This is a genomic window from bacterium endosymbiont of Bathymodiolus sp. 5 South (assembly GCF_900128535.1).
In the GTDB taxonomy this organism is placed as follows: domain Bacteria; phylum Pseudomonadota; class Gammaproteobacteria; order PS1; family Pseudothioglobaceae; genus Thiodubiliella.
The window spans coordinates 1-3,773 of the sequence record NZ_FQTR01000157.1; the positions used below are offsets into that span (position 1 = coordinate 1).

The 3,773-nt window shown below is 29.1% G+C and carries 5 protein-coding genes; 4 read left to right on the forward strand and 1 reads right to left on the reverse strand.

Annotated elements, in window-relative coordinates; genetic code table 11:
• The first annotated feature begins 316 nt into the window (after positions 1–316).
• The 4 genes from BBROOKSOX_RS09440 to BBROOKSOX_RS09455 all read left to right on the forward strand — a co-directional run bounded on the left by BBROOKSOX_RS09440 (position 317) and on the right by BBROOKSOX_RS09455 (position 3,424).
• The gene (locus BBROOKSOX_RS09440; RefSeq protein ID WP_139661369.1) at positions 317–1,702 is read left to right on the forward strand and encodes a hypothetical protein; all 1,386 of its coding nucleotides are present in this window, start codon (positions 317–319) and stop codon (positions 1,700–1,702) included.
• Positions 1,702–2,487, forward strand: a complete 786-nt coding sequence (locus tag BBROOKSOX_RS09445) for an HNH endonuclease (protein WP_139661372.1) — start codon at positions 1,702–1,704, stop codon at positions 2,485–2,487. Before BBROOKSOX_RS09440 ends, BBROOKSOX_RS09445 begins: the two co-directional genes overlap by 1 nt.
• Positions 2,477–3,151 (forward strand): OmpA family protein, encoded by a 675-nt coding sequence (locus tag BBROOKSOX_RS09450; RefSeq protein ID WP_139661374.1) that lies wholly within the window; start codon positions 2,477–2,479, stop codon positions 3,149–3,151. Before BBROOKSOX_RS09445 ends, BBROOKSOX_RS09450 begins: the two co-directional genes overlap by 11 nt.
• A 78-nt stretch (positions 3,152–3,229) precedes the next feature.
• Positions 3,230–3,424, forward strand: coding sequence for a hypothetical protein (locus BBROOKSOX_RS09455; RefSeq protein WP_139661376.1), 195 nt, complete (start codon positions 3,230–3,232; stop codon positions 3,422–3,424).
• A gap of 146 nt (positions 3,425–3,570) precedes the next feature.
• Here BBROOKSOX_RS09455 and BBROOKSOX_RS09460 read toward each other — a convergent pair.
• The coding region (locus BBROOKSOX_RS09460) for a hypothetical protein (RefSeq protein WP_218973723.1) at positions 3,571–3,773 on the reverse strand (203 nt) is incomplete at its 5' end.

Genomic DNA, 3,773 nt, shown 5'->3' on the forward strand with positions numbered 1-3,773 from the left:
AAGAAACAAAACTAGAGCGCAACTTATTGCCATGAGTCACAATCTTAAAACTGGGATGAATATTTTTAAACAAATGCGAAGTCTAGGGGATTGTTACGCCCAATGAGTGGGAGAGGGCTAAAAATAGGGAAATAAAGCAATAAACAGCGGGGAAAATAAGGTTTTTTTTGGACTTTATGAAAAAATACAGATAGTTTTGAAAATATTTTTGAAAAAAATCTAAAAATTGAAATTAAAGTGAAAAATTATGAGTTATGCAAAAGTCTCTAATACTAATACTAATAGTTATAATTTCCCCACATCAGCCAGTTAGCATATGTCCATTGAAAATATTATTGTAATTTCCATCATCTTTTTGTTAATGTTTTGGTTGTTTTGGAAAGACCTCTCAAGTTATAAAGGAGACAGCCATCAAGACTTTAAATCTATCCTTGTTAGCACTGGTGTTTTAGGAACATTTATAGGCATCTTTATTGGCTTACTTGGTTTTGATAGTAGTAGTGTTGTAGATAGTGTTCCAAAGTTATTAGATGGATTAAAAACAGCATTTGTTACTTCTATTGTCGGTATGGGTCTAGCAATATTGCTTTCTATTATTCAAAAAAATAGAAGTGGAGGCGAGGCTGAAAATGAAATTACAGCCTTAAACAACATTAGTAAAAAATTGGAAAAATTAAATTCAATTGATACCAATATAAAATCTTTATCTTCTAATATATCAAGTGTTAAAGATGAGTTAAAAATAAATCAAAAAGATTTATTTGAGTTTTTAAAAGAAAAATTATCTGAAATTGATAATTCTTTAAAAGAAGCGGTTCAAACCTTATCAAAAGGCGCTACTGAAGAAATTATTAAAGCATTACAGGATGTTATCAAAGATTTCAATAACAACCTTACAGAACAATTTGGCGATAATTTTAAACAATTAAATGAGGCTGTTTTAAAAATGATTGAATGGCAAAATACTTATAAAAATTCCGTTCAAGAATTTGAAAAACAGTTAAAAATAACTGCGGAAAATACAAACGAAAGTCATCAAAATACAACGGCATTGGTAAAAGAATTTGTCGAAACCAATTTAAGAAGTTTACAAAATTTTGTTAATGAAAATAATCAAGTATTATTAAAAAATATAGACAAAATTAACACCACAACAACTCAAAATACCAATGCATTAATTACAAAGGTTGGGGAGTTTTCTAACGAAATAAACAACTCTTTAAAAGAAAGTGTTGAGCAAAATCAACAAGCTAACAAAAAAATAAAAGAAAGTTTAATTCAATTATTTGAACAAACTAAAAATGCCGTTTCAACCACAGAAAATAATGCAAAAATAATTAGTGAAATGACAGATAATTATTCCAAGATTGCAGATGTTAGTAACAAATTAGAAGCTGTTATTAGCACCAATCAAAATCAAATACAAAATTTAGAAAATCATCTAAAAACTTTTGCAGAAATTAGCGGTGAGGCAAAAGGTATTACCAGTGAATTAAAAACTTTTTCTAATGAAATTCAAAAATCATTAACCAATCAATCAGAAGCATTAACAAAATTAACCCGAGAAATAGAAAATCAATTGCCAAATTCATTAGATGTATTAAATAAATCACTTACCTCTTTAACATCACAATTTGCAACTGATTATGAGAGTTTTTTAGAGCAAATATCTAAACTAATGAAAGCAAACAATATCAACTAATGAAAATTACAGATTTTGGTGAATTATGGCGAGCAGTCAATAAAATAAAAATTGATATTGTTGCTAAAACGGAGGTAATATTATTTGAAAATGAGGGGGTAGATACCAATTTAGCTGATGTTTATACCAGTTCAGAAGGTGAGTTGTTTACAGTTTTAAAAGATGGCTCAATTCGTAAAACGATAGTGCATATTTGCGATATTTCAAATTATAAAACAGAATGGAATTTGCCTAAATTTCATATTTTTGAATGTGCGACTTTGACAAAAATGAGAAATGCCAATAGAGGGCATAGATATAAAAAAGCCTCAAGGAATGATGGAAAGTTTTGGATGATTCACACAACAGGCGGCAAATATGAATATTTAAATATCTGCAACAATAATTGCTTGGAACAGCACAATTCAATATATAACAATCAAAGAGTAGCGAGTTTTAATGTTAAGTCTTATTTAGATGCACCAATACAGCATGTTCAACCTTATATTACCAATAAGTTAGACATGACAACCATTCCAAGTAGTTATGCCGACAATTGGCCAGATATTTCAAAAGAGAGAAAACAGTATTACAAATGGATATGTCAAGAGTGTTTTTACGATTTAAATAATTGTAGAAAATATTTACATACTCACCATATAAATGCAGATATAACAAATGATAAGCACGAAAATTTAAAAGTTCTATGTATTGAATGTCATGCAAAAGAATTTAAGCATGGACATATAAAGCAAACATCGCAATACAGTAGTTTTTTACAATTAAAAGAAAGTTATGCAAGCTAATAGGGAGTGGATAAGTATATCCGATATGATGGCGGGTCTCATGATGGTGTTTTTGTTTGTCGCCGTTTTATTTATGAGCGAAGTGCAAAAAGAACAAAAAGCGATTAAAGAAATAGCAGAGGGCTACCAAAATATTCAACAACAGCTATATGAAGATTTAAAGAAAGAATTTAAAAAAGATCTTGAAATTTGGGATGCGGAAATTTTAAAAGACAATACAATTCGCTTTAAATCTCCAGAGATTTTATTTGATACTAATAGTAGTAAGATTAAAGAACTTTTTAAGAATGTATTGGATAATTTTTTCCCAAGATATTTAGAAATTTTAACCAATAATAAATATAAAAAACAAATTAAAGAAATTAGGATTGAAGGACATACATCCTCAGTATGGAAAAATGCTACAAGAGGGCAATCATATATAAATAATATGTCTTTATCACAAAATAGAGCTAAATCTGTTTTAGCTTATAGTTATAACATTGTAAAGTCAGCAAACAATAAAGTATTTTTAGAGAATGTTTTTCGCGCAAATGGCATGTCATTTTCTAATTTGATTTTAAAAAATGAAAAAGAAGATATACAAGCCTCTCAAAGGGTGGAGTTTAGAGCTGTAACCAAAGCAGAAGAAAGAATTTATGAAATCATTAATAAATTACAATAATGAAAATTATAACAAATCATTCCAGCCGACCGATAACACATCGGCTGAATTCTAGCATTATGTGCCGTCATAAAATTAATGAATAATTCTCAAAAAGCTATTTGGCGAGCGATGTTAGATACTGACATGAATGCACGGTATTGGAAAGCTATGTTAATAAAGTATTCAAGAGAGGAAAAGCGTATAAAAATATTTTTAGCAATTGTGACTTCTGGTACTGTTATTAGCATATTTAGTCAACCCTTAAAAACCACCCAACAACTTGATTTATAACAATAAAACCAACAAAAAACATAGAAAAATAAACCAACTTTTGGTAAAATAACCCTAATTTCTTAGTCGTTTTGTTTATAAAAAATGCTAACTAAATCCTTGCCAATATCCACCCAGCTCAACCTGTTTCATTCAGAACTGTTTTCTCAATTAGACACCAAAGATCCTTTAATACAGCTTGCTAATGCCATCAACTGGTCAATTTTTGACACTGCCTTTTCTAAAAGTGTCCAGTTCCACCACATTATTCCAGTTTGAGCATTTGAATCAATAATTCTCAAGCCACTTACAATCGTCATTTTAAGGGTTTGAGTTTTTGCTTGCAAAAAACTAAAAAATAAAAACTCAA

Coding starts and splice junctions, on each gene's coding strand:
- BBROOKSOX_RS09440 (WP_139661369.1), top strand. CDS start 317: ATGTCCATTGAAAATATTATTGTAATTTCCATCATCTTTTTGTTAATG.
- BBROOKSOX_RS09455 (WP_139661376.1), top strand. CDS start 3,230: ATGAATAATTCTCAAAAAGCTATTTGGCGAGCGATGTTAGATACTGAC.
- BBROOKSOX_RS09450 (WP_139661374.1), top strand. CDS start 2,477: ATGCAAGCTAATAGGGAGTGGATAAGTATATCCGATATGATGGCGGGT.
- BBROOKSOX_RS09445 (WP_139661372.1), top strand. CDS start 1,702: ATGAAAATTACAGATTTTGGTGAATTATGGCGAGCAGTCAATAAAATA.